23 protein-coding genes are annotated in these 25930 nt (G+C 58.4%); 15 read left to right on the top strand and 8 right to left on the bottom strand.

Annotated elements, in window-relative coordinates; genetic code table 11:
* The first annotated feature begins 40 nt into the window (after positions 1–40).
* A complete protein-coding gene (locus HBO05_RS13005; RefSeq protein ID WP_170056975.1) occupies positions 41–481 on the top strand; it encodes a heme-binding protein in 441 nt (146 codons plus the stop codon).
* A gap of 112 nt (positions 482–593) precedes the next feature.
* On the opposite strand, the gene HBO05_RS13000 is transcribed toward HBO05_RS13005, so the two are convergent.
* Positions 594–1052, bottom strand: a complete 459-nt coding sequence (locus HBO05_RS13000) for a transposase (protein ID WP_170056976.1) — start codon at positions 1050–1052, stop codon at positions 594–596.
* A gap of 210 nt (positions 1053–1262) precedes the next feature.
* Entirely contained in the window at positions 1263–1868 is a 606-nt protein-coding gene (locus HBO05_RS12995) for a TetR/AcrR family transcriptional regulator (RefSeq protein ID WP_029292641.1), read from the bottom strand.
* A gap of 134 nt (positions 1869–2002) precedes the next feature.
* Here HBO05_RS12995 and HBO05_RS12990 point away from each other — a divergent pair, with 134 nt between their 5' ends.
* Positions 2003–2917 carry a DUF808 domain-containing protein gene (locus HBO05_RS12990; RefSeq protein WP_169956457.1) on the top strand — a complete coding sequence of 305 codons (915 nt, stop codon included), beginning with the start codon at positions 2003–2005 and terminating at the stop codon, positions 2915–2917.
* 3 nt (positions 2918–2920) lie between these two features.
* On the opposite strand, the gene HBO05_RS12985 is transcribed toward HBO05_RS12990, so the two are convergent.
* The 4 genes from HBO05_RS12985 to HBO05_RS12970 form a co-directional block, all read right to left on the bottom strand.
* Positions 2921–3391 (bottom strand): hypothetical protein, encoded by a 471-nt coding sequence (locus HBO05_RS12985; protein ID WP_172312818.1) that lies wholly within the window; start codon positions 3389–3391, stop codon positions 2921–2923.
* 160 nt (positions 3392–3551) lie between these two features.
* Positions 3552–4598, bottom strand: a complete 1047-nt coding sequence (locus HBO05_RS12980) for a hypothetical protein (protein ID WP_172312816.1) — start codon at positions 4596–4598, stop codon at positions 3552–3554.
* Between the two features lie 312 nt (positions 4599–4910).
* Entirely contained in the window at positions 4911–5699 is a 789-nt protein-coding gene (locus HBO05_RS12975) for a VacJ family lipoprotein (protein WP_169956463.1), read from the bottom strand.
* On the bottom strand, positions 5692–6990 hold the full coding sequence (locus HBO05_RS12970; RefSeq protein ID WP_170042640.1) for a serine/threonine protein kinase: 1299 nt from the start codon (positions 6988–6990) through the stop codon (positions 5692–5694). The genes HBO05_RS12975 and HBO05_RS12970 overlap by 8 nt, the downstream gene beginning before the upstream one ends.
* 237 nt (positions 6991–7227) lie before the next feature.
* On the opposite strand from HBO05_RS12970, the gene HBO05_RS12965 reads away from it, so the two are divergent.
* Positions 7228–7596, top strand: a complete 369-nt coding sequence (locus HBO05_RS12965; RefSeq protein WP_170042641.1) for a hypothetical protein — start codon at positions 7228–7230, stop codon at positions 7594–7596.
* A 79-nt stretch (positions 7597–7675) separates the two neighbouring features.
* Here HBO05_RS12965 and HBO05_RS12960 read toward each other — a convergent pair whose 3' ends face one another.
* Entirely contained in the window at positions 7676–9229 is a 1554-nt protein-coding gene (locus tag HBO05_RS12960; protein ID WP_172312814.1) for a glycosyl hydrolase family 17 protein, read from the bottom strand.
* Between the two features lie 273 nt (positions 9230–9502).
* On the opposite strand from HBO05_RS12960, the gene HBO05_RS12955 reads away from it, so the two are divergent.
* The 3 genes from HBO05_RS12955 (at position 9503) to HBO05_RS12945 (ending at position 12586) form a co-directional block, all read left to right on the top strand.
* Positions 9503–10354: a glycine betaine ABC transporter substrate-binding protein gene (locus HBO05_RS12955; RefSeq protein WP_172312812.1), complete on the top strand. Its 852-nt coding sequence runs from the start codon at positions 9503–9505 to the stop codon at positions 10352–10354.
* Between the two features lie 265 nt (positions 10355–10619).
* Entirely contained in the window at positions 10620–10931 is a 312-nt protein-coding gene (locus HBO05_RS12950; RefSeq protein WP_029292656.1) for a DUF485 domain-containing protein, read from the top strand.
* On the top strand, positions 10928–12586 hold the full coding sequence (locus HBO05_RS12945; RefSeq protein ID WP_133714242.1) for a cation acetate symporter: 1659 nt from the start codon (positions 10928–10930) through the stop codon (positions 12584–12586). Before HBO05_RS12950 ends, HBO05_RS12945 begins: the two co-directional genes overlap by 4 nt.
* 244 nt (positions 12587–12830) lie before the next feature.
* Here the strand turns inward: HBO05_RS12945 and gltA are convergent, their stop codons facing one another.
* Entirely contained in the window at positions 12831–14120 is a 1290-nt protein-coding gene (gene gltA / locus HBO05_RS12940) for a citrate synthase (RefSeq protein ID WP_003222994.1), read from the bottom strand.
* A 364-nt stretch (positions 14121–14484) separates the two neighbouring features.
* On the opposite strand from gltA, the gene sdhC reads away from it, so the two are divergent.
* The 9 genes from sdhC (at position 14485) to sucD (ending at position 25871) form a co-directional block, all read left to right on the top strand.
* Positions 14485–14859 carry a succinate dehydrogenase, cytochrome b556 subunit gene (gene sdhC, locus HBO05_RS12935; RefSeq protein WP_003172804.1) on the top strand — a complete coding sequence of 125 codons (375 nt, stop codon included), beginning with the start codon at positions 14485–14487 and terminating at the stop codon, positions 14857–14859.
* Positions 14853–15221: a succinate dehydrogenase, hydrophobic membrane anchor protein gene (sdhD, locus tag HBO05_RS12930; protein ID WP_029292670.1), complete on the top strand. Its 369-nt coding sequence runs from the start codon at positions 14853–14855 to the stop codon at positions 15219–15221. Before sdhC ends, sdhD begins: the two co-directional genes overlap by 7 nt.
* Before the next feature lie 3 nt (positions 15222–15224).
* Positions 15225–16997: a succinate dehydrogenase flavoprotein subunit gene (gene sdhA, locus HBO05_RS12925; RefSeq protein ID WP_076963916.1), complete on the top strand. Its 1773-nt coding sequence runs from the start codon at positions 15225–15227 to the stop codon at positions 16995–16997.
* Positions 16998–17008: 11 nt separating this feature from the next.
* The gene (locus HBO05_RS12920; RefSeq protein WP_169956472.1) at positions 17009–17713 is read left to right on the top strand and encodes a succinate dehydrogenase iron-sulfur subunit; all 705 of its coding nucleotides are present in this window, start codon (positions 17009–17011) and stop codon (positions 17711–17713) included.
* Between the two features lie 260 nt (positions 17714–17973).
* Positions 17974–20805: a 2-oxoglutarate dehydrogenase E1 component gene (locus HBO05_RS12915; RefSeq protein WP_169956474.1), complete on the top strand. Its 2832-nt coding sequence runs from the start codon at positions 17974–17976 to the stop codon at positions 20803–20805.
* A gap of 44 nt (positions 20806–20849) precedes the next feature.
* A complete protein-coding gene (gene odhB, locus HBO05_RS12910; protein ID WP_172312810.1) occupies positions 20850–22085 on the top strand; it encodes a 2-oxoglutarate dehydrogenase complex dihydrolipoyllysine-residue succinyltransferase in 1236 nt (411 codons plus the stop codon).
* Between the two features lie 99 nt (positions 22086–22184).
* On the top strand, positions 22185–23621 hold the full coding sequence (gene lpdA, locus HBO05_RS12905) for a dihydrolipoyl dehydrogenase (protein WP_169956478.1): 1437 nt from the start codon (positions 22185–22187) through the stop codon (positions 23619–23621).
* Between the two features lie 202 nt (positions 23622–23823).
* Positions 23824–24990, top strand: coding sequence for an ADP-forming succinate--CoA ligase subunit beta (gene sucC, locus HBO05_RS12900; protein WP_003233235.1), 1167 nt, complete (start codon positions 23824–23826; stop codon positions 24988–24990).
* Positions 24990–25871 (top strand): succinate--CoA ligase subunit alpha, encoded by an 882-nt coding sequence (gene sucD, locus HBO05_RS12895; RefSeq protein WP_057438865.1) that lies wholly within the window; start codon positions 24990–24992, stop codon positions 25869–25871. The genes sucC and sucD overlap by 1 nt, the downstream gene beginning before the upstream one ends.
* The last annotated feature ends 59 nt before the right edge of the window (positions 25872–25930 follow it).

The raw sequence follows: 25930 nt of genomic DNA, 5'->3' as shown, positions 1-25930 counted from the left end.
GCCCCAAGGCTTTCTCAATAACAAGATAAGGACGGCACCCATGAGCGCTCTAACCTTGAAAGTCGCAGTCAACCTGGTCAGCCAGGCCATCACCGCAGGCCGCACCATTGCCGCTGCACCGCTGACCATCGCAGTGCTCGACAGCGGCGGGCACCTGATCACCCTGCAACGGGAAGACGGCGCCAGCCTGCTGCGCCCGCAAATTGCTATCGGCAAGGCCTGGGGCGCGATTGCCCTGGGCAAGGGCTCGCGTTTGCTGGCGCTGGATGCCCAGCAACGGCCGGCATTTATCGCTGCACTGAACAGCCTGGGGCAGGGCGGCGTGGTGCCGGCGCCGGGCGGGGTGTTGATTCGGGATCAGGCGGGGGTGGTGCTGGGGGCGATCGGGATCAGTGGGGATACGTCGGATATTGATGAGCAGTGCGCGATCAGCGCGATTGAAGGGGTGGGGTTGTTGGCGGATGCGGGGGTGAGTGCTTGATTTCTCCGGGCTTGTAAGAACCTCATCGCGAGCAAGCCCGCGTTTTGACCTGTGAACACGGTCAAAATGTGGGAGCGGGCTTGCTCGCGATAGGGCCGACTCGGTCTTGAATCTAAACCCAAATTGCATCCCACAACGGATAGTCGCCAATCCTCTCCACCAACCCCGCCCTCAATGGATTGGCCACCACATACCTGGCCATCTTCACTAGATCATCTTCCCTACGCAGCGCGCGATCATGAAAGCTGGTTTGCCAAAGCCTCCCCTTGCGGGCAGTGGTGCCATTGACTGAGCGAGTGCTTTTGGATTTCACCTGGCACATCAAGTCACCCAGCGAACCTTTTTGCAGTTGGATCAACCAGTGGAAATGGTCGGGCATCACCACCCAGGCCAGAGAGTGCGCCAGCCCTTGATATTGGGCGAGCCTGAACTGCCAGACCACCAGGCGGCCGAGATGGAAATCGCTGAAGATTGGTGTGCGTTCGTGGGTGTTGGTGGTGATCAGGTAGATGTGGTTGGTTTCGCTGAACCGCCCGATGCGTAGGCGGTGTGAGGTGGCTCGATCAGGCATTCCGTTGCCTCTCTTCAGATGGGGTCTTGAGAGGCTAGATCGGGGAGCTTGAGGCTGATGGGCAGGCTTTTGGCAGGATGTGTCTGGGAGGGCACTTTCGCGAGCAAGCCCGCTCCCACATGGGATCTTTGTTGTTCATACATTTTGTGTCTGGCACAGATCTAGTGTGGGAGCGGGCTTGCTCGCGAATCTTGGCCACACCACAGTCCATCAGTCCGGCTCACACCCCTTCAACACCAACCGAATAATCGTCTGCGCCGCCGCTTCATAATCGGCCTCATCCAGCTTGGCCTTGCCGGTCACCGCCGAGATCTGCCAGTCAAAGTCCGCATAGGTCTGGGTCGCTGCCCAGATGCTGAACATCAGGTGATGAGGATCAATGGCGGCGATCAGGCCGCGATCGACCCAGCTCTGGATGCAATCGATATTGTGCTTGGCCTGGGCGTTGAGTTGCTGCACCTGCTCGGGGCTCAGGTGCGGGGCGCCGTGCATGATTTCGCTGGCGAACACTTTCGAGGCAAAGGGCAGGTCGCGGGAGATGCTGATTTTCGAGCGGATATAGCCGCTCAGCACCTGCTTGGGGTCGCCGTCCGGGTTGAAGGGAGTGGAGGCGGCCAGGATTGGCTCGATGATGCTTTCGAGCACCTCGCGGTAGAGGTTGTCCTTGGACTTGAAGTAGTAATAAACGTTGGGCTTGGGCAGCCCGGCCTTGGCGGCGATGTCGCTGGTTTTGGTCGCGGCGAAGCCCTTGTCGGCAAACTCCTCGCTGGCAGCCCGCAGGATCAGTTCTTTGTTGCGCTCGCGAATGGTGCTCATAGACCAGATGATTCCTTGCCAGGACAGGCGGTTGCGCATGGTAGCACCGGCGATCCGCGCGCCTCAAGAATCTGCCCGCGACGCTTTGTACCACGCTATGCTGCGAAATATCCCACATTTAGGACGTCCGATTCATGGCAGGAAGCAGCTTGTTGGTATTGATCGATGACATCGCCGCCGTCCTCGATGACGTGGCCTTGATGACCAAAATGGCCGCCAAGAAAACCGCCGGGGTGCTGGGGGATGACTTGGCGCTCAATGCGCAGCAGGTTTCTGGTGTACGCGCCGAGCGGGAAATCCCGGTGGTGTGGGCCGTTGCCAAGGGCTCGTTTATCAACAAGCTGATCCTGGTTCCCGCCGCGCTATTGATCAGCGCCTTCGCGCCATGGGCGGTCACGCCACTGTTGATGCTCGGCGGCGCTTATCTGTGTTTCGAAGGCTTTGAAAAACTCGCCCATAAATTCCTGCACAGCAAGGCCGATGATCAGGCTGCACATGCCCAGTTGGTCGAAGCCGTGGCCGACCCCGCAACCGACCTGGTGGCGTTCGAGAAAGACAAGATCAAGGGCGCGATCCGCACCGACTTTATCCTCTCTGCCGAAATCATCGCCATCACCCTGGGCACCGTGGCTGATGCACCGTTGATGCAGCAAGTGATCGTGCTGTCGGGCATCGCTCTGGTCATGACCATCGGCGTGTACGGCCTGGTCGCCGGTATCGTCAAGCTCGACGACCTGGGCCTGTGGATGGCGCAAAAGCCCGGCCAACTGGTGCGCGATATCGGCAACGGGTTTGTACGAACCACACCGTACATGATGAAAAGCCTGTCGGTGATCGGCACGGCGGCGATGTTCATGGTCGGTGGCGGCATCCTGACCCACGGCGTGCCGGTGGTGCATCACTGGATTGAGAGTGTGAGTCAGAGCATCGGTGGCATCAGCTGGTTGATGCCGACCTTGCTCAATGCCATCGCGGGGATCATCGCCGGGGCGGTGGTGCTGGCGCTGGTGTCGGTGGCGAGCAAGGCGTGGCGTGCCTTGAGGGGTTAGGTGCTATTGCAACGCGCTGTAGCCTTTTTCGCTGAATGCCTTGAGCAGTTGCGCTTCCGAGCCTGCTGAAACACTGCCGAACTGGCCGAAACCCTGAACGTGCTGATCGCTCTGCTGGCTCGGGCCCTGACGCTCCAAGCCTTCGCGGCCATCAATGTAGGTTGCCACTTGCGCCAGGTTATAGGCGGCGTTGGCGCGTGAGTCGGGGTTTCGATTGGCTGCGCCCCAATCGCCGGTTTGCTGCTTGAGCTGATTGATGAAGTTGCTCGCGAAAGGACCGTCTTGCTTGAGGATGTCCTTGAGGATCGGCGTGTCCTTGAAGATTTGTCCTGCGCTGCGATCATCGCCGGCCGGTCGACCATAGGCGCCTCTGGGGGCGTCCAGAGAAGGTTTTGTTGAGACTTGGGACTCTGTGGCGGGAGTAGCGGGGGTGCTGGGTGCCGTGATGGGGGGTTGGGAAACCGATATCGTCATGTTGAAGTTCCACTGGAAAGTTCGAGGTGGGTAGCGGGAAGTCAGCCTGTTTTGTGTCAGGCTGACCTGCGCGTGTGCCTGGGTTTTAAGTGGCAAACAGGTACGAAATGGTTCCTGGTGGTGGGGGGCGTCGCTCGGTAAGGTGCGGGGTGGATGGTATTTAAGGGGTTTCGTTCGGCGCTGTGGATGAGTTGAGTAACTCATAGCCATGCTTTAAGGTTACTTGAAGCAAATAGCTCTTATCTGCGGCGTCGTTTTGGGCCCACACCTTACCCCGATTAAAATCTGGAAGCTTTAGACTAATATCTGTAGTCGATTTGTTTAGGTTGCCAATGTAGTTGGCTATATAGGCCAGGTTGTACGCTGCATCTGCCCGTGCCTCAGGGTCTTTGTTATTTTTACTCCAGTCTCCGATATGTTTCTGAAGTTCTTTAAGGTTTTCGCCGGATTTAACCAGTGCGTTGACAATCCGATCTGCTGTAGCAAGTAATGGATTGTCCCTCAAGATATCCTCGGAGCTTCGATGATCGCCACGGGGTCGCCCCGTGGCGTGGGTTGGCCTTACATAAATCTGCTGCTCACCTTTGAACTCCAGGCTGGCGTAGCCATGTTCGATAAATTTTGTGAGCAGCGCGTGTTCGGAGTCCTTTCGGATGGATGGTTCACGAAATGGAGGGTAGATCGCTTCGTCTGGGTGTTGTTTCTTGAACGGTACAATCTGTTCGTTACCAGAATAACCACTGAGAAAACCATCGTTGTGTTGGCTTGCCAGTACGGCATGCGCGTCTTTGGAGTCAATGAAGTTGAACAGGCGCGCAGCATTGTAAGCCGCATCGGCGCGGGCTTGCGGGTCCTTGTTGGCGATTGTCCAGTCGCCGGTATGTTTGTAGATACCTTGCTTGTAGGCTTCGGGCAGGGGTCTGTGCTCTGGGCCACGTCGGTAAATACTTGGTCGCATTTCCAGGTGTTTAAGAGTGGGGTTGGCATTGATGATTTGCTCCGCCGTTCGGCGATCTCCTGCTGGTCGACCGGTTGCCGCGGTGGGGCGCGTCGCGCTGTCGAGATCTCCCAAGGCTGGCGGTAGAAGAGTCTCAGGAGTTGAACGCTCAGGACATGTTGCCTGGCTAGTGGTGGTGTTTATGTTGCAAACTTGGTTGGATAGTAATTGCTGAATAATACCGAGCCCGGTAAAAAATCTGATGTCCATAAGCGTATCCTTCTTACTGGGTTTTTAGTGCTGGAATTTAATGGGCGCAAGGCGACAGCTGTTAACTTTCTTGATTTAAGTGGTGGGCGATGTCGTGTGGTTCCACTTCTTTTATTTCAGATGTTAATCAGGTTTTGTTGTGATGATTAACTATAAAAGTAGTTTGAAGGGGGGCGATAGATAAGCCTTGGCTTAATGGATGAGATTCGTAGGAATAACGCGTTTAGATAAGTGGGCGGGATGCAAGGATGTTCCATTGACCTCGGGGGCAGGGCCGGGCTGCGAACAGCCGCGGCCTGCGATGGCTACAGGTTACTCGGCAATCTGCAACTTGCGCGACTCGGTATACACATACCGCACTTTTTCATACTCGAACGGCGAGTTCATCTGGCCGTAGCGAAAGCTCGTCTGGTAGCGCTTGTCCACCGCACGCAGGGCCCAGATTTCCGGGTGGTTGGAGCTGACTTCGGCGACGTTGAGGTAGTTGATCTGGGTTTCTGCGGTGTAGTCCACCAACAGGCCGCCGGTGTCGCGCAGGTTGGACGGGCCGAGGATCGGCAGGATCAGGTAGGCGCCGCCGGGAACGCCGTAGAAGCCCAGGGTCTGGCCGAAATCTTCGCTCTGGCGCGGCAGGCCCATGGCGGTGGCCGGGTCCCACAGGCCGGCGATGCCGAGGGTGGTGTTGACCAGCAGGCGGCCGGTGGTTTCCAGGGAGCGGTGGCCCTTGAGTTGCAGCAGGCTGTTCATCAGGTTGGGCACATCGCCCAGGTTGTTGAAGAAGTTGCTGACACCGGTGCGCAGGAAGCTTGGGGTGACGTAGCGATAACCGTCGACCACCGGCAGGAATACCCATTGGTCGAAGCGATAGTTGAAGTGGTACACCCGACGGTTCCACGACTCCAGCGGGTCGTAGACGTTGAGGGCGTTGAGGGTCGAGCGCTCGAACTCGCGCTGGTCCAGGCCAGGGTTGAACTTGAGTTTGCTCAAGGGCTCCTTGAAGCCATCCTGGTCGACCACGGTCGGTGCGTGAGCCTTGCTGTTGTCCGCGTGGGCAACGCCTGCGCAGAGTAAGGCCGCAAGAAGCAGGAGATGTTTAGCCACGGAAGAACTCCAGCATGGCGTCGGCGTTGACGCGGTAATTGAGGTTGCCGCAGTGGCCGCCCAGTGGGTAGACGGTCAAGCGATCGCCGAAGGTCTTGCGCAGGAAGCCCAGGTCGCCGGGGCCGAGGATCACGTCGTCGGCGTTGTGCATCACGGCGATTTTCGGGCTGTCGCGCAGGTAATCCTCCAGGGCGTACAGGCTGACCTGGTCGATCAGTTGCAGCAGGCTGCCGCCGTCGGAGCGGGCGCGCCACATCGGGATCACTTGTTCGGTGAGGTAGCAGTCGAAATCACATTGCAGCGCACGCTTGAGGAACGGCGTGAGGCTGGTGCTTTCGGTAATCGGGTACTTGGGTGGGATGATCAGGCCGCGGCGGTTGATCAGGTCCGAGGTGAAGGCGATATCCGCCGCCGAGAAGCGGAACGAGGTGCCGATCAGCATCGCCATCTGCTCGTTGGTCAGGTGCTCCTTGGAGCTCTGGAAGTCGTAGAGCAGGGCATCGTTGAGGTCGATGTAGCCTTTTTGCTGGAAGTAGCGGGTCAGCTTGTTCAACACCAGTTCATAGAAGGTGGTGCTGTTGTTGATGCCCTTGACCTCGGTCTGCACCAGTTTGTCGAGGTTGGTGATGGAGGTGTAGAGGTTGACCGGCGGGTTGAGCAGCAACACTTTCTTGAAGTTGAAGCTGCGGCGGGTTTCGTCCAGCTTGCTGACGAACGCTGCGTCCAGCGCGCCCAGGCTGTAGCCGGTGAGGTAGAAGTCGGTGACGGGCAACGAGGCGTTTTGCGCGCGTACGGCCTGCATCACGCGGTACATGTCCTCGGCGTCTTCCTGGGTGATGCCGGGCGTGGCAAAGCGCGAGGCGGCGCTGATGAAGTCGAAGCTGGTGGGCGATGACAATTGGACGACATGGTAGCCGGCCTTGTAGTACAGCTTTTTCAGGTATTCGTTGAGGCTGCTGTCAAAGCGTGCACCGGTGCCGGCGATCAGGAAGATCAGCGGCGCGGCGCGGTCTTGCTTGGCAATGCGGTAGGTGAGCTTCTTCACCGGCCAGAAGTTGTCGGGCAGGCTGAATTCACGCTCCGGGCGCATGGTCAGGGTGTAGTCGGACTGGTTGATGTCATCGATGGATGGCAGATCCGGCCGCAGGTCCGGTGGTGTCGTGGCGATGGTCGCCTCGAACGGGTTGGTCAAAGGGTAGCCATAGCTGGCCGGATCGACATCGACCGCCAGTGCTGACGCACTCAAAAAAAGGCCACCCAACAGGGCAGCGCAGCGCAAGGAACGGAGCATGACTAAATCCCTAAGAGGAAAACGTGCTGAATGAAGTTCGCAGGCTATGACCACCGCGCTATCGCCGAAGTGCCAGCCATCGGCACTAAATATCGGAAATAAGCGTAGGAATCGAGCTAATAGTAGCCAGACGATACACTTTGGCACGCTTTGATGAATAGTTATCTGTGTGCAGCCCTTGCCAATGGCCCCGGGGAGATTAAGCTGGGCGCCGTTTTCGCCTATCGGAGTGCCCTTATGTCCCCTCGTTTGCCGCTGATTCTGCTGCTGTTGGCCTTGCCGTTATGGCTGGCTGCCAGTTATGGCGCCCGTTATGGGTTTATGGAAGATGGGCAGTGGGTGGGCATCTGCGCCGAGGACGCCAGCCGCTGGGAATGCCAGTTGCGGGCCAACCTGGGGCTGATGATCCACTTCAAGGTCATGGGCTGGGCGGCGCTGGTCACGTCGGTGCTCGCGTTTTTGCTGCCCGGCCGCGCGGGATGGGGCTTGGCGGTGCTGGGGCTGGCGTTCGGGATTCCGGCGCTGGCGTTGTACAACACCAATTTTGCGGTGTTTGCGTTGGTGATTGCCGGGTTGCGGTTGGTCAGGGCGGCTCGGGCTGTCTGATAGGGCCAACCGCAGGCAGCCAGCTCCCACATTTGAATGTATTCACAGATCAAAATGTGGGAGCGGTGCGATAGCGATCTCAGGCGTTGCGCACCCGCAGGCAACGCCACAAGGCTGCAACCATCAACCCACTGACCAGCGCCCAACCCAGGGCCTGCTGGTTCATCAAGCCTTCGCGATACAGCTGCGGGGCAATGCCGGCACCGATGATGAAGGTCAGCAGGGCAATTTCCCGGCGTGGCCCGTTGACCGGGCGCAACAGGTAAACCAGGGCTGGCAGTAGCAGGGCGGCGCTGGGGAAGCTGCGGTAACGGGGGTCGAATACCAGCGCCAGCATCATCACCGCCGTGGCGAACCCGGCAAATGCGATCAGCCAGCCGGCGCGTTGCTCCAGCCAGGCGAAAGCCCGGTCGCGCCAACCCTGGCGAGCGCTCAAGGCCAGGGCCCCATGGGCCAGCACCAACAGGTTAAGGGCCAGCAACAGCCCGGCCCAGATCCATTCATCAGTGAAGCGTGCGGTCACCCGGGTCAGTTCGGCCCAACTGCCAATCGAACCCGCCGCGACCGCACCCAACAGCGGCAGCAACAGCGCCGCGCGGGTGTTGCGAACCCGTCCGCCGAGCGCCAGGGTACCCAGCAGGATCAGCCCGCCAACGCCCAGCCATAGCGGCCAGTACGGCACGTTGGTGACTGGGCCTGCGAGGATGCCCTTGTCCTGGCGATCGGCGTCAAACAGGCCCCAGTAACCGCCAACCGCACCTTCGCTGGCGCGTTTCCACGGTTGGTCAAAGGCTTCGATCAGGTTGTAGTGCCAGCCATTGGCTTCGGCCATGGCGACAAAACCGCGAATGAACTTGGCTTCGTTGACTCTGCTCGGCACGGCGGTTTCCCGCTGGCGGCCTTCGCTGGGCCAGCCGGTTTCGCCAATCATCACGTCCTTGGGGGCGAAGCGGTTGCCGAAGGTCTGGCGGATATCACCGACATGGCGCAGGGCCTGGTCGATGCCGGCAGGGTCATCTTCCCAATACGGCAATAGGTGGATGGTCAGGAAATCCACCGCCGGGGCGATTTCCGGGTGTTGCAGCCAGAACTCCCAGACGTCGGCGTAGGTGACCGGCTGCTGGATCTGGCTTTTGACCTTTTCGATCAGCTTCACCAGTTGCGTGGCGGTGATTTCCTTGCGCAGCAGCGCTTCGTTGCCGACGATCACCGACGTGACCACGTCAGGGTTGGCGTTGGCCGAGGCGATCAGCAGGTCGACTTCCTTGGCATTGTCCACCGGGTTGCTGTTGATCCAAGCACCGATCATCAACTTCAGGCCGTGTTTGCGCGCCAGGTCCGGCAGGGCTTCGAGGCCGGTCATGGAGTAGGTGCGGATGCACTCAAAGCGCGTGGCCAGCAGTGCCAGGTCGGCGTCCATGCGCTCGGGGCGCAGTTTGAACGGCTGGTCGAACGGCGATTGGTCCTTGTCGAAGGGCGTGTAGGACGCGCATTGCAGCTTGTGGCTGGCGCTGGCCACATCCGGCAGTACCACTGGCTGGCCGAGGCCATACCAGTAGCCACCGAGTGCGAACAGGCCGAGCAGCAAGGCAAATATATAAGGCAGGAAGGGGAAACGGGCAGTCGCGGTCATGGTCAGGCCGTGTAGGAGCAAAGGCGCGCATCTTACCTGCATTTGCCGGTTTTCAGTGGGGCCGCATAATTTTGACATGCAAAGTTCGAGCGGGATTTTGACGCGAGTTCCTACAAATTGTCCTGCTGGCTTTGTGATGTCGTTTCTTGCTCCGCTGAGGTCGTAGTCAGAGCAGGTCCGCAGGGGCGGCAGGTTGATGATCCAAAGGCACCACCTGACAACAGGTTGACGTCGCTCGGCATCCGCCGGGCGCAGCACTTTCGGGGAAGCACTATGAAGATGCGACGACTCTTGGGCGCAGCTGCCACGTTGGTAGTTGCGATGGGTTCCACACTAGCCAGCGCCGACAGCAAGACCCTGAGCATCGGCTATGTGGACGGCTGGTCGGACAGTGTCGCCACCACCCACGTGGCGGCTGAAGTGATCAGGCAAAAGCTCGGCTATGACGTGAAACTGCAGGCGGTTGCCACCGGGATCTTGTGGCAGGGCGTGGCCACCGGCAAGCTCGACGCCATGCTTTCGGCCTGGCTGCCGGTGACCCATGGTGAGTACTGGACCAAGAACAAGGACAAGGTGGTCGACTACGGCCCCAACTTCAAGGATGCGAAGATCGGCTTGATCGTACCGGAGTACGTCAAGGCCAAGTCCATCGAGGACTTGAAGACCGACACCACCTTCAAAAACAAGATCGTGGGCATCGATGCCGGTTCAGGCGTGATGCTCAAGACCGACGAAGCCATCAAGCAATACGGCCTGGACTACAAGCTGCAAGCCAGTTCCGGGGCGGCAATGATCGCCGAATTGACCCGCGCCGAAGACAAGCAAGACTCCATCGCAGTGACCGGCTGGGTGCCGCACTGGATGTTCGCCAAGTGGAAACTGCGCTTTCTTGATGATCCAAAAGGCATCTATGGCGCCGCCGAGACGGTTAATAGCATCGGCAGCAAGGGCCTGGAAAAGAAAGCCCCGGAAGTCGCGGCGTTCCTGAAGAAATTCCAGTGGGCCTCCAAGGATGAAATCGGCGAAGTCATGCTGGCCATCCAGGAAGGTGCCAAGCCTGATGTGGCGGCCAAGGATTGGGTGGCCAAGCATCCTGAGCGTGTGGCCGAGTGGACCGCTCCGTAACACCCCCAAAAACGGTGGGAACGCACTTTGTGTAGGAGCGGGCTTGCCCGCGATTACGGTGGGTCAGTTGATGGATACCTGACTGATTCACCGCCATCGCGGGCAAGCCCGCTGCCACATAAGCTCGCTCGCGCAATTGTTTCTAGCCCCTGCCAAACCCTCGCTACACTGGTTCTAAGACTAAGGTCGTCTGGAACCTGTCCTGCAGCCGCATACAGTGGATACGTTCCAATAATAAAAAAGCTGTGCTGCGAGGATAAAAACAATGAACGACAGCATTTACCTCTCGATTCAAAACAGCCCGCGCTTCAAGGAGCTGGTGAGAAAAAGGGAAAAGTTCGCCTGGATTCTCTCGGCGATCATGCTTGGGCTGTACTCCGGATTCATCCTGTTGATCGCCTATGGACCGCAAGTCCTGGGCGCCAAGATCAGTCCTGAATCGTCCATAACCTGGGGAATCCCTATCGGGGTCGGGCTGATTGTCTCGGCCTTCGTTCTCACAGGCATCTACGTGCGACGCGCCAATGGCGAATTCGACGACCTGAACAATGCGATTCTCAAGGAGGCTGCGCAATGATCCGTCGTCTATTGGCTGTATTCGGCGCTTCGCTTTTTGCTCCTGCCGTTTGGGCGGCGGACGCATTGACCGGTGAAGTGCACAAGCAACCGCTGAACATTGCGGCGATCCTGATGTTTGTCGCCTTTGTCGGCGCAACATTGTGCATTACCTACTGGGCGTCCAAACGTAACAACTCGGCGGCCGACTACTATGCCGCTGGTGGCAAGATCACCGGTTTCCAGAACGGCCTGGCGATCGCTGGCGACTACATGTCGGCGGCGTCCTTCCTGGGGATTTCCGCGCTGGTGTTCACCTCTGGCTACGATGGCCTGATCTACTCGATCGGCTTCCTGGTGGGCTGGCCGATCATTCTGTTCCTGATCGCCGAGCGCCTGCGTAACCTGGGCAAGTACACGTTTGCCGACGTGGCGTCCTACCGCCTCGGGCAAACCCAGATCCGCAGCCTGTCGGCTTGCGGTTCGCTGGTGGTGGTGGCGTTCTACCTGATCGCGCAGATGGTCGGCGCGGGCAAGCTGATCCAACTGCTGTTCGGCCTTGATTACCATGTGGCGGTGATCCTGGTGGGTATCTTGATGTGCCTTTATGTGTTGTTCGGCGGCATGCTGGCCACCACCTGGGTGCAGATCATCAAGGCAGTGCTGCTGCTGTCCGGTGCCTCGTTCATGGCGCTGATGGTGATGAAGCACGTCAACTTCGACTTCAACATGCTGTTCTCCGAGGCGATCAAGGTTCACCCTAAAGGTGAGGCGATCATGAGTCCTGGCGGCCTGGTGAAAGATCCGATCTCGGCGTTCTCCCTGGGCCTGGCCCTGATGTTCGGTACCGCTGGCCTGCCACATATCCTGATGCGCTTCTTCACCGTGAGTGACGCTAAAGAAGCCCGCAAGAGCGTGCTGTATGCCACAGGCTTTATCGGCTACTTCTATATCCTGACCTTTATCATCGGCTTCGGCGCGATTCTGCTGGTCAGCACCAACCCGGCGTTCAAGGATGCAGCAGGCGCTCTGTTGGGCGGTAACAACATGGCGGCGGTGCACCTGGCCAACGCGGTGGGCGGCAGTATCTTCCTGGGCTTCATCTCGGCCGTGGCGTTTGCCACCATCCTCGCGGTGGTTGCCGGCTTGACCCTGGCCGGTGCTTCGGCGGTGTCCCATGACCTGTATGCCAGCGTGATCAAGAAGGGCAAGGCCAACGAGAAGGATGAGATTCGCGTGTCGAAGATCACCACCATCGCCCTGGCAGTCCTGGCGATTGGCTTGGGTATCCTGTTCGAAAGCCAGAACATTGCGTTCATGGTCGGCCTGGCGTTCTCCATTGCTGCCAGCTGTAACTTCCCGGTGTTGCTGCTTTCCATGTACTGGAAGAACCTCACCACCCGTGGCGCGATGATTGGCGGCTGGCTGGGCCTGGTCAGCGCTGTTGGCTTGATGATCCTGGGTCCAACCATCTGGGTCTCGATCCTGCACCATGAAAAAGCGATCTTCCCGTACGAATACCCGGCGCTGTTCTCGATGATCATCGCGTTCGTGGGTATCTGGTTCTTCTCCATCACCGACAAGTCGGCGGCGGCGGTGAAAGAGCGTGCGCTGTACTTCCCGCAGTTTGTGCGTTCGCAGACTGGCCTGGGGGCGAGCGGGGCGGTTAACCACTAAGCTTGTAGCTCAATAAGAAATGCCCCGGTCGAAAGGCCGGGGTATTTTTTTGCCTGGGGTTCTGTGTTGCCTGGGCTATTGCTTTCGCGAGCAAGCCCGCTCCCACAGTTGACCGCGTTCATCCTTTGAAATGTGGTCAACTGTGGGAGCGGGCTTACTCGCGAAAGCGGCCTGTCAGGCAGCACAAACAAAAACGGCCTCCACTAAGGGAGGCCGTTCTCAATGCAGCTAAGCAGTTGAATGCTTACTTGCGGTCTTCCAGCTTGGTAATGTCACGCGACTCGTAGCCGGTGTACAGCTGGCGCGGGCGGCCAATCTTGTACGGGCTGGAGAGCATTTCTTTCCAGTGGGAGATCCAGCCCACGGTCCGCGCCAGGGCGAAGATCACGGTGAACATGCTGGTTGGAATGCCGATCGCCTTGAGGATGATCCCCGAGTAGAAGTCGACGTTCGGGTACAGCGAGCGCTCGATGAAGTACGGGTCGGTCAGCGCGATCTCTTCCAGGCGCATGGCCAGTTCGAGTTGCGGATCGTTGTTGATGCCCAGTTCCTTCAGCACTTCGTCGCAGGTCTGCTTCATGACGGTGGCGCGCGGGTCGCGGTTCTTGTAGACCCGGTGGCCGAAGCCCATCAGCTTGAACGGATCGTTCTTGTCCTTGGCCTTGGCGATGAACTTGTCGATGTTGGACACATCGCCGATTTCATCGAGCATGGTCAATACGGCTTCGTTCGCACCGCCGTGGGCAGGGCCCCACAGTGCGGCGATGCCGGCGGCGATACAGGCGAACGGATTGGCACCCGAGGAGCCTGCCAGACGCACGGTGGACGTCGAGGCGTTCTGTTCGTGGTCGGCATGGAGGATGAAGATCCGGTCCATGGCCTTGGCCAGCACCGGGCTGATCGGTTTGATCTCGCACGGGGTGTTGAACATCATGTGCAGGAAGTTTTCCGCATACGTCAGGTCGTTGCGCGGGTACATCATGGGCTGGCCCATGGAGTACTTGTAAACCATTGCGGCCAGGGTGGGCATCTTCGCAACCAGGCGGATCGCGGAGATTTCGCGATGCTGCGGGTTATTGATGTCCAGGGAGTCGTGATAGAAGGCCGACAGGGCGCCGACTACACCGCACATGACGGCCATCGGGTGGGCGTCGCGACGGAAGCCGTTGAAGAAGGTCTTCAACTGCTCGTGAACCATGGTGTGGTTCTTCACGGTGCTGACAAACTGGGCCTTTTGCTCGGCTGTTGGCAATTCGCCATTTAGCAGCAGGTAGCAGGTTTCCAGGTAGTCCGATTTCTCGGCCAGTTGTTCGATCGGGTAGCCGCGATGTAGCAAAATGCCATTATCGCCATCGATATAGGTAATCTTCGACTCGCAAGAAGCGGTCGACATGAAGCCTGGGTCGAAAGTGAAACGGCCCGTGGCCGTCAGGCCCCGTACGTCGATAACATCGGGACCAACGGTGCCGGTTAAAATGGGCAGCTCGACGGGGGCTGCGCCCTCGATGATCAACTGCGCTTTTTTGTCAGCCATGTGGCCTCCTATTTATGCTTCAAATCATCAGACAGACCCCCCACGCAGGGCCCGCACCACTATATTGATATAAATCCAGATGTCAATTTGCCTAAAGTCTTGCCCCAGAAGGCTTTAACCGTACTTTTTCCTCGAAATTGCCTGCCGTTTACGCCTTTTATCCCGTCAGCGCAATCAGCTATTAGGGTGAGGAGCGCGCGTTGTCATTAGTAGCCTAACTGTCTATACTCGGCCACCGACCGCCAAGGGCTTTTGGGCTTGCTTTCATTGGGGGTCGCACTCCCTGGGTGGTGCTTACCTGACCAGTGCACTCCCCAACAACTTTGCCCTGATTGTTAGGGGCTCTTCAGTGTGAAAAAAAGCCGTGAATAGCCAACGACCTGTAAACCTAGACCTAAGGACCATCAAACTCCCCATCACCGGCGTTACGTCGTTCCTGCACCGTGTTTCCGGCATCATCCTGTTCCTGGGCTTGGGCATCATGCTTTATGCATTGAGCAAATCCCTGGGTTCCGAGGAAGGATACGCCGAGGTGAAGGCATGCTTGACCAGCCCGCTGGCCAAGTTCGTAGCATGGGGCCTCCTGTCCGCTCTGCTGTATCACCTGGTAGCCGGTGTGCGCCACTTGATCATGGACATGGGCATCGGTGAGACGCTGGAAGGCGGCCGCCTGGGCTCGAAAATCATCATCGCCATTTCCGTGGTGCTGATCGTTCTGGCAGGAGTTTGGATATGGTAACCAGCGTTACGAACCTTTCGCGTTCGGGCCTCTATGACTGGATGGCACAACGAGTGTCTGCGGTCGTTCTCGCGGCTTATTTCATTTTCCTGATCGGGTACCTCGTTGCAAACCCTGGCATTGGCTACGCCCAATGGCACGGTCTGTTCTCCCACAACGGGATGCGTATCTTCAGTCTGCTCGCCCTTGTGGCCCTGGGCGCTCACGCCTGGGTCGGCATGTGGACCATCGCGACCGACTACCTGACGCCGATGGCGCTGGGCAAGTCCGCGACTGCAGTACGTTTCCTTTTCCAGGCAGTATGCGGCGTCGCGATGTTCGCTTACTTCGTCTGGGGTGTGCAGATTCTCTGGGGTATCTGATTCATGGCTAACATTCCAACGATTTCTTTTGACGCCATCATTATTGGTGGTGGCGGCGCCGGCATGCGCGCTGCACTGCAGCTGGCCCAGGGCGGTCACAAGACAGCCGTGATCACCAAGGTGTTCCCGACCCGTTCCCACACCGTATCGGCCCAGGGTGGCATCACCTGCGCCATCGCTTCTGCGGATCCGAACGATGACTGGCGCTGGCACATGTACGATACCGTCAAGGGTTCCGACTATATCGGTGACCAGGACGCTATCGAGTACATGTGTCAGGAAGGCCCGGCTGCGGTATTCGAGCTGGACCACATGGGTCTGCCGTTCTCCCGTACCGAACAGGGGCGTATCTACCAGCGTCCGTTCGGCGGCCAGTCCAAGGATTACGGTAAAGGCGGCCAGGCTGCCCGTACCTGCGCGGCATCCGACCGTACCGGTCACGCACTGCTGCACACCCTTTATCAGGGCAACCTGAAAGCCGGCACCACGTTCCTGAACGAGTACTACGCAGTTGACCTGGTGAAGAACCAGGACGGCGCATTCGTCGGCGTGATCGCTATCTGCATCGAAACCGGTGAAACCACCTACATCCGCGCCAAGGCTACCGTTCTGGCGACTGGCGGTGCAGGTCGTATCTACGCTTCGACCACCAACGCCCTGATCAACACCGGCGACGGCGTTGGCATGGCCCTGCGTGCAGGCGTTCCGGTACAAGACATCGAAATGTGGCAGTTCCACCCAACCGGCATCGCCGGCGCCGGTGTACTGGTTACAGAAGGCTGCCGTGGTGAAGGCGGTTACCTGATCAACAAGCACGGCGAGCGTTTCATGGAGCGTTATGCTCCGAACGCCAAGGACCTTGCCGGTCGTGACGTGGTTGCCCGTTCGATGGTTAAAGAAATCATCGCCGGCAACGGTTGCGGCCCGAACGGCGACCACGTGATGCTCAAGCTCGATCACCTGGGCGAAGAAGTGCTGCACAGCCGCCTGCCAGGTATCTGCGAACTGTCCAAGACTTTCGCACACGTTGACCCGGTAGTTGCTCCAGTACCAGTAGTTCCAACTTGCCACTATATGATGGGCGGCGTGCCGACCAACATTCATGGCCAGGCGATCACCCAGAACGCCGAAGGCGTGGACGAGATCATCCATGGTCTGTTCGCTGTAGGCGAAGTGGCTTGCGTATCGGTTCACGGTGCCAACCGTCTGGGCGGCAACTCGCTGCTCGACCTGGTGGTATTCGGCCGCGCTGCCGGCCTGCACCTGGAAAAAGCCCTGACCGACGGCATCGAATACGATGACGCGACCGACGCCAATATCGAGGCTGCCCTGGCTCGCCTGAACGCGCTGAACGAGCGTACTGATGGCGAAGACGTAGCAACCCTGCGTCGCGAGCTGCAAAGCTGCATGCAGAACTACTTCGGTGTATTCCGTACTGGCGAATACATGCAGAAGGGTATTGCCCAGCTGGCTGACCTGCGCAAGCGGATCGCCAACGTCAAGATCAACGATAAGAGCCAGGCGTTCAACACCGCTCGTATCGAAGCCCTTGAGCTGCAAAACCTGCTGGAAGTGGCTGAAGCGACTGCGATTGCCGCCGAGGTTCGTAAAGAATCCCGTGGTGCCCACGCTCGTGAAGACTTTGAAGATCGCGATGACGAAAACTGGTTGTGCCACACCCTGTACTTCCCGGGTGACAAGCGCGTAACCAAGCGTGCCGTGAACTTCTCGCCGAAGACGGTTCCGACGTTTGAACCGAAGATTCGGACTTACTAAGGGTGGCTGCCATGTTGAAAGTCAGTGTTTATCGCTACAACCCTGATCAGGACGCTGCGCCGTTCATGCAGGAATTTGAGGTCGATACCGGTGGTAAAGACCTGATGGTGCTGGATGTGCTGGCCCTGATCAAAGAGCAGGACGAAGGTTTCTCCTATCGTCGCTCTTGCCGTGAAGGTGTCTGCGGCTCCGACGGCATGAACATCAACGGCAAAAACGGCCTGGCTTGTGTCACGCCGCTGTCGGCCGTGGTCAAGAAGAACAAGCTTGTTGTACGTCCACTGCCAGGTTTGCCGGTTATCCGTGACCTGGTCGTCGATATGAGCATCTTCTACAAGCAATACGAGAAGGTGAAGCCATTCCTGCAGAACGACACGCCGGCTCCGGCCATCGAGCGTCTGCAGTCCCCGGAAGAGCGCGAGAAGCTCGACGGTCTGTACGAGTGCATCCTGTGCGCTTGCTGCTCGACCTCTTGCCCGTCCTTCTGGTGGAACCCGGACAAGTTCCTGGGTCCAGCTGCACTGCTGCAAGCCTATCGCTTCCTGGCAGACAGCCGTGACACCAAGACGTCCGAGCGTCTGGCTTCACTGGATGACCCGTTCAGCGTATTCCGCTGCCGCGGGATCATGAACTGCGTCAACGTATGTCCCAAAGGCCTGAACCCGACTAAGGCCATTGGTCACATCCGTAACATGCTGCTGCAAAGCGGCGTGTAAGACGTTGTAGTAAAAGCAGGACCGTTGTGCCCGTAAATGCTACGGCGCAGGCTTCAACCGGCGCCGTAGTTTTAACTTGAGCAGCGACTTACAAAGCCGCAGCTCTTATTTTGAAGAAATGAGACAAGCAGGGGCATTCGGGTTGGTACCCGAACTATCAGCGTGATCCTAAGTGGCTTGTTTTGGTCGCTGCACTTGGCCTTTTGCAAGCAAACTCGGTGTTTTCGCCGGTGGTGTCCCCAAATCGAGGGTGACCAAGCATGCAAGAAAGCGTGATGCAGCGCATGTGGAACAGCGGCTATCTTTCAGGTGGTAACGCTGCCTATGTGGAAGAGCTTTATGAGCTCTACCTGCACGACCCTAACGCTGTGCCAGAAGAATGGCGCACCAAATTTCAGACGTTGTCTTCAGACGGCAACGCTGCCACCGATGTATCGCATGCAACAATTCGCGATCAATTTGTGCTGCTGGCAAAGAACCAGCGCCGCGCCCAGCCGGTTTCCGCCGGGAGCGTGAGCAGTGAGCACGAGAAGAAGCAAGTTGAAGTATTGCGACTGATCCAGGCCTACCGTATGCGTGGCCACCAGGCAGCCCAGCTTGATCCGCTGGGGCTGTGGCAGCGTCCTGCACCTGCAGACCTGTCGATCAATCACTACGGCTTGACCAATGCCGATCTTGATACGATTTTCCGTGCCGGCGACCTGTTCATCGGCAAAGAGGAAGCGAGCCTACGCGAAATTCACGAAGCGTTGCAGCAGACATATTGCCGCACCATCGGCGCTGAATTTACGCATATCACCGATTCCGAGCAGCGCCACTGGTTCCAGCATCGCCTGGAAGGCGTGCGTGGCCGTCCGGTGCTGTCTGCCGATGTGCGTGGCCACCTGCTTGAGCGCGTCACCGCTGCCGAAGGCCTTGAAAAATACCTGGGCACCAAATACCCGGGCACCAAGCGTTTCGGCCTGGAAGGCGGCGAGAGCCTGATTCCGATGCTTGACGAACTGATCCAGCGTTCCGGTTCCTACGGCACCAAGGAAATCGTGATCGGCATGGCTCACCGTGGTCGCCTGAACGTGTTGGTCAACACCTTCGGCAAGAACCCGCGCGAGCTGTTCGACGAGTTCGAAGGCAAGAAGAAGGTCGAGCTGGGTTCCGGTGACGTTAAATACCACCAGGGCTTCTCGTCCAACGTGATGACCACCGGTGGTGAAGTCCACCTGGCCATGGCGTTCAACCCATCCCACCTGGAAATCGTTTCTCCAGTGGTCGAGGGTTCGGTACGTGCTCGCCAGGATCGTCGCAACGACTCCACCGGTGAGAAGGTTCTGCCGATTTCCATCCACGGTGACGCGGCATTCGCCGGTCAAGGCGTGGTCCTGGAAACGTTCCAGATGTCGCAGACTCGCGGCTTCAAGACCGGCGGTACCATTCACATCGTCATCAACAACCAGGTGGGTTTCACCATTAGCAACCCGCTGGACGCACGCTCTACCGAGTACGCGACCGACGTTGCCAAGATGATCCAGGCGCCGATCCTCCATGTGAATGGGGATGATCCGGAAGCCGTATTGTTCGTGACCCAACTGGCCATTGACTACCGCATGCAGTTCAAGCGTGACGTGGTCATCGACCTGGTTTGCTACCGCCGTCGCGGTCACAACGAAGCGGATGAGCCTAGCGGCACCCAGCCGTTGATGTACCAGCAGATCTCCAAGCAGCGCACCACCCGTGAGCTGTACGCCGAAAGCCTGACCAAGGCCGGCGTGCTGGATGAAGCGCGTGTTCAGGCGAAAATCGATGAGTACCGCAACGCGCTGGACAACGGTCTGCATGTAGTAAAAAGCCTGGTCAAAGAGCCGAACAAAGAGCTGTTCGTGGACTGGCGTCCATACCTGGGCCACGCCTGGACTGCGCGCCACGACACTTCGTTCGATCTGAAAACCCTGCAGGAACTGTCCGCCAAGCTGCTGGAAATCCCGGAAGGCTTCGTGGTACAGCGCCAGGTTGCGAAGATCTACGAAGACCGTCAGAAGATGCAAGCCGGCGGCCTGCCGATCAACTGGGGTTACGCTGAAACCATGGCGTACGCGACCCTGGCGTTCGAAGGTCACCCGATCCGCATGACCGGCCAGGACATCGGCCGTGGTACGTTCTCGCACCGTCACGCGGTATTGCACAACCAGAAAGACGCGGGCACCTACATCCCGTTGCAGCACTTGTATGAAGGCCAGCCACGTTTCGACTTGTACGATTCGTTCCTGTCCGAAGAGGCCGTACTGGCGTTCGAATACGGTTACTCGACCACCACGCCTAACGCGCTGGTGATCTGGGAAGCCCAGTTCGGCGACTTCGCCAACGGTGCCCAGGTGGTTATCGACCAGTTCATCACCAGCGGCGAGCACAAGTGGGGCCGTCTGTGCGGTCTGACCATGTTGCTGCCACACGGTTATGAAGGTCAGGGTCCTGAGCACTCCTCGGCCCGTCTGGAGCGTTACCTGCAGTTGTGCGCCGAGCACAATATCCAGGTGTGCGTGCCGACTACCCCGGCCCAGATCTACCACTTGCTGCGTCGCCAGGTGATCCGCCCGCTGCGCAAGCCGCTGGTAGTGCTGACTCCGAAATCGCTGTTGCGTCACAAATTGGCCATCTCGACCCTGGAAGATCTGGCCGATGGTTCGTTCCAGACCGTTATTCCGGAAATCGACACCCTGGATGCAGCCAAGGTCACTCGCCTGATCCTGTGCAGCGGCAAGGTTTACTACGACTTGCTGGAAAAACGTCGTGCCGAAGGCCGCGAAGACATCGCCATCGTGCGTATCGAGCAGCTTTACCCGTTCCCGGAAGATGACCTGATGGAGGCCATTGCGCCTTACACCAACCTCACCCATGTGGTGTGGTGTCAGGAAGAACCGATGAACCAGGGCGCGTGGTACAGCAGCCAGCATCACCTGCGTCGCAGCATCGGCAACCACAACAAGGCCCTGGGCCTGGAGTACGCCGGTCGTGATGCTTCTGCTGCACCTGCTTGTGGTTATGCATCGATGCACGCCGAGCAGCAGGAAAAACTGCTGCAAGATGCTTTCACTGTTTAACGCCTTCGCGCTGACTGAAACCGAATTTTAAGGACCCACAGATAATGGCTATCGAAATCAAAGCCCCGTCATTCCCGGAATCGGTTGCCGATGGCACCGTTGCCACCTGGCACAAGAAACCAGGCGAGGCCGTCAAGCGTGACGACCTGATCGTCGACATCGAGACTGACAAAGTCGTCCTGGAAGTGTTGGCCGAAGCCGACGGCGTCCTGGGCGCCATCGTTGCCGAAGAAGGTGCAACCGTCCTGTCCAACCAGGTACTGGGCTCGATCGAAGCGGGCAGCGCTGCCGCCGCCGCTCCAGCCGCCGCTGCTGCTGCTCCGGCTGCTGCACCTGCTGCACCTGCTGCTGCCGCTCCGGCTGCTGGTGGTGAAGATCCAATCGCTGCACCGGCTGCACGTCAGCTGGCTGAAGAAAACGGCATCAACCTGGCTTCCATCAAAGGCACTGGCAAAGACGGCCGTGTGACCAAGGAAGACGTGGTTGCTGCTGTTGAAGCCAAGAAAAACGCTCCGGCTGCCGCACCTGCCAAGGCTGCTGCCCCGGCTGCCGCTGCGCCTGTGTTCGCCGCTGGCGACCGCACCGAGAAGCGCGTGCCAATGACCCGTGTGCGTGCCACCGTGGCCAAGCGCCTGGTTGAAGCACAGTCGAACATGGCGATGCTGACCACTTTCAACGAAGTCGACATGACTGAAGTCATGGCCCTGCGTTCGAAGTACAAGGATCTGTTCGAGAAGTCCCACAACGGCGTGCGCCTGGGCTTCATGTCGTTCTTCGTGAAAGCGGCCACCGAAGCGCTGAAGCGTTTCCCGGCAGTCAACGCTTCCATCGACGGCAGCGACATCGTTTACCACGGTTATGCAGACGTCGGCGTTGCCGTCTCCAGCGACCGTGGCCTGGTGGTTCCGGTCCTGCGTAACGCCGAACTGATGAGCCTGGCTGAAATCGAAGGCGGCATCGCTGGCTTCGGCAAGAAAGCCCGTGACGGCAAGCTGACCATCGACGAGATGACCGGCGGTACCTTCACGATCACTAACGGTGGTACTTTCGGTTCGATGATGTCGACCCCGATCGTCAACCCGCCGCAAGCTGCGATCCTGGGCATGCACAACATCATCCAGCGTCCGATGGCCATCAACGGCCAGGTCGTGATCCGTCCGATGATGTACCTGGCGCTGTCCTACGATCACCGCCTGATCGATGGTAAGGAAGCCGTTACGTTCCTGGTGACCATCAAGAATCTGCTGGAAGACCCGGCTCGCCTGCTCCTGGATATCTGATAGAAGCAGCTTCAAGTTGCGGGCTACAAGCTGTAGGAAAAATCAGCTTGGCTTGCAGCTTGGAGCTAAAAGCTTGTCGCAAATAGAGGATCTATTTTCATGACACAGAAATTTGACGTTGTAGTGATCGGTGCGGGCCCTGGCGGCTACGTGGCCGCCATCAAGGCCGCACAACTGGGCTTCTCGACTGCGTGCATCGAAAAATACACTGACAAGGAAGGCAAACTGGCCCTGGGCGGTACCTGCCTGAACGTCGGTTGCATTCCTTCCAAGGCGCTGCTGGACAGCTCCTGGAAATTCCACGAAGCCCAGGACGGTTTTGCCATCCACGGCATCAACCACGCTGGCGTGACCATGGACGTGCCAGCAATGGTCGGCCGCAAGGCCAACATCGTCAAAGGCCTGACCTCTGGCGTTGCTACCCTGTTCAAGGCCAATGGCGTCACTTCCCTGCAAGGTCACGGCAAACTGCTGGCCGGCAAGAAAGTTGAAATCACCAAGCCAGACGGTTCGACCGAAATCATCGAAGCCGAGAACGTGATCCTGGCTCCAGGTTCGCGTCCAATCGACATTCCACCGGCTCCTGTTGATCAGAACGTGATCGTCGATTCGACCGGCGCCCTGGAATTCCAATCGGTACCGAAACGCCTGGGCGTGATTGGCGCTGGCGTAATCGGCCTGGAGCTGGGTTCGGTCTGGTCCCGTCTGGGTTCGCAAGTGACCGTGCTGGAAGCCCTGGACACGTTCCTGCTGGCTGCCGACACCGCGGTGTCCAAAGAAGCGCTGAAAACCCTGACCAAACAAGGTCTGGACATCAAGCTGGGCGCACGCGTGACCGGTTCGAAAGTCAACGGCGAAGAAGTTGTCGTGACCTACACCGACAAGGATGGCGAACAGACCATCACTTTCGACAAGCTGATCGTTGCCGTTGGTCGCCGTCCAGTGACCGCTGATCTGCTGGCCTCTGACAGCGGCGTGACCATCGACGAGCGCGGCTTTGTCCACGTCGACGATCACTGCGCTACCACCGTGCCTGGCGTCTATGCCATCGGTGACGTGGTTCGCGGCATGATGCTGGCACACAAGGCATCCGAAGAAGGCATCATGGTGGTTGAGCGCATCAAGGGTCACAAGACCCAGATGAACTACGACCTGATCCCTTCGGTTATCTACACCCACCCGGAAATTGCATGGGTCGGGAAGAACGAACAGCAGTTGAAAGCTGAAGGCGTTGAAGTTAACGTCGGCACCTTCCCGTTTGCCGCTTCTGGCCGTGCCATGGCAGCGAACGACACTGGCGGTTTTGTCAAAGTCATCGCTGATGCCAAGACTGACCGCGTACTGGGTGTCCACGTAATTGGCCCAGGCGCAGCAGAACTGGTTCAGCAGGGCGCTATCGGTATGGAATTCGGCACCAGCGCCGAAGACATCGGCATGATGGTTTTCTCCCATCCGACCCTGTCTGAAGCGCTGCACGAAGCCGCGTTGGCAGTGAATGGCCATGCCATCCACATTGCCAACAAGAAGAAGCGCTAAGCGAGATAATAAGAAACCACGGCGGTTGCCCGTCGTGAGCCTTGCGCGCAAGACTCACCGCGGAATATCCGCTGGACGCAGTCTTGCGCAGCTTTGCCGGCCCTAGGGCGGCGAAGTTGGGCAAGCAGCAGTCACAGGTGGCGCGGCACTCATAATGAGCGCAGCGCCGAATGCGCAGTACCTAACGAAGACGGTAAAAAGCATGAATCTTCACGAGTATCAGGGTAAGCAGCTGTTCGCTGAGTACGGCCTGCCAGTTTCCAAGGGCTACGCAGTAGACACCCCGGAAGCAGCAGCAGAAGCTTGCGACAAAATCGGCGGCACTGAATGGGTTGTCAAAGCCCAGGTCCACGCTGGTGGTCGCGGTAAAGCGGGCGGCGTTAAGCTGGTTCGCAGCAAAGAAGACGCCAAGGCCTTCGCACAGCAGTGGCTGGGCAAGCGTCTGGTGACTTACCAGACTGACGCCAATGGCCAGCCAGTCACCAAGATCCTGGTTGAATCGTGCACTGATATCGCTAAAGAGCTGTACCTGGGCGCTGTCGTTGACCGTTCGAGCCGTCGCATCGTGTTCATGGCTTCCACCGAAGGTGGCGTGGACATCGAGAAGATCGCTCACGAAACCCCAGAAAAAATTCTGAAAGCCACTATCGACCCACTGGTTGGCGCTCAGCCATTCCAGGGTCGCGAGCTGGCTTTCCAGCTGGGCCTGGAAGGCAAGCAAGTTGCCCAGTTCGCCAAGATCTTCGTAGGTCTGGCCAAACTGTTCCAGGATCACGATCTGGCCCTGCTGGAAGTGAACCCGCTGGTGATCAAGGCTGACGGCGATCTGCATTGCCTCGATGCCAAGATCAACATCGACGCCAACGCCATGTACCGTCAGCCTAAGCTGAAGACTTTCCACGATCCGTCGCAAGACGATCCGCGCGAAGCGCACGCTGCCAAGTTCGAACTGAACTACGTAGCCCTGGAAGGTAACATCGGTTGCATGGTCAACGGTGCTGGCCTGGCCATGGGTACCATGGACATTGTCAACCTGCATGGCGGCAAGCCAGCCAACTTCCTCGACGTAGGCGGCGGTGCCACCAAAGAACGCGTTACCGAAGCGTTCAAGATCATCCTGTCCGACTCCAACGTCGCTGCAGTACTGGTCAACATCTTCGGCGGCATCGTTCGTTGCGACATGATTGCCGAAGGCATCATCGGTGCAGTGAAAGAAGTCGGCGTGAAAATCCCGGTTGTTGTACGCCTTGAAGGTAACAACGCTGAACTGGGCGCTAAAGTACTGGCAGAAAGCGGTTTGAACATCATCGCTGCAACCAGCCTGACCGACGCTGCTCAACAAGTTGTCAAAGCTGCGGAGGGCAAATAATGAGCGTCCTGATCAATAAAGACACCAAAGTTATCTGCCAGGGTATTACCGGTTCGCAAGGTAGCTTCCACACCCAGCAAGCCCTCGAATACGGCACCAAGATGGTCGGTGGCGTCACTCCGGGCAAAGGCGGCACCGAGCACCTGGGCCTGCCAGTGTTCAACACCGTGAAAGAAGCTGTTGCTCAAACTGGCGCCACCGCCAGCGTGATCTACGTTCCAGCTCCTTTCTGCAAGGATTCCATCCTGGAAGCAGCATTCGGCGGCATCAAGCTGATCGTTTGCATCACCGAAGGCATTCCTACCCTGGACATGCTGGACGCTAAAGTTAAGTGCGACGAGCTGGGTGTTACCCTGATCGGCCCTAACTGCCCAGGCGTGATCACTCCAGGCGAATGCAAGATCGGCATCATGCCAGGTCACATTCACTTGCCAGGTAAAGTCGGTATCGTTTCCCGTTCCGGCACCCTGACCTACGAAGCTGTGAAGCAGACCACTGACGCCGGTTTCGGTCAGTCGACTTGCGTCGGCATCGGCGGTGACCCGATCCCAGGCTCGAACTTCATCGACATCCTGAAACTGTTCCAGGAAGACCCGAAGACCGAAGCGATCGTAATGATCGGTGAGATCGGCGGTTCGGCTGAAGAAGAAGCGGCTGCCTACATCAAGGCACACGTGACCAAGCCGGTTGTTTCCTACATCGCTGGTGTGACTGCCCCTGCGGGCAAGCGCATGGGCCATGCTGGCGCAATCATCTCTGGCGGCAAAGGCACTGCGGACGAGAAGTTTGCTGCCCTGGAAGACGCAGGCGTAAAAACCGTGCGTTCGCTGGCAGACATCGGCAAGGCTTTGTCCGAGCTGACTGGCTGGGCGATCAAGTAAGCCTCGCGCTTAACTGACGCTTCACCACACAAAGGCCACCTTCGGGTGGCCTTTGTGCA

This window comes from Pseudomonas sp. WS 5079, from assembly GCF_012985465.1.
Lineage (GTDB): Bacteria > Pseudomonadota > Gammaproteobacteria > Pseudomonadales > Pseudomonadaceae > Aquipseudomonas.
This window is presented reverse-complemented; position numbering and strand designations above follow the sequence as displayed.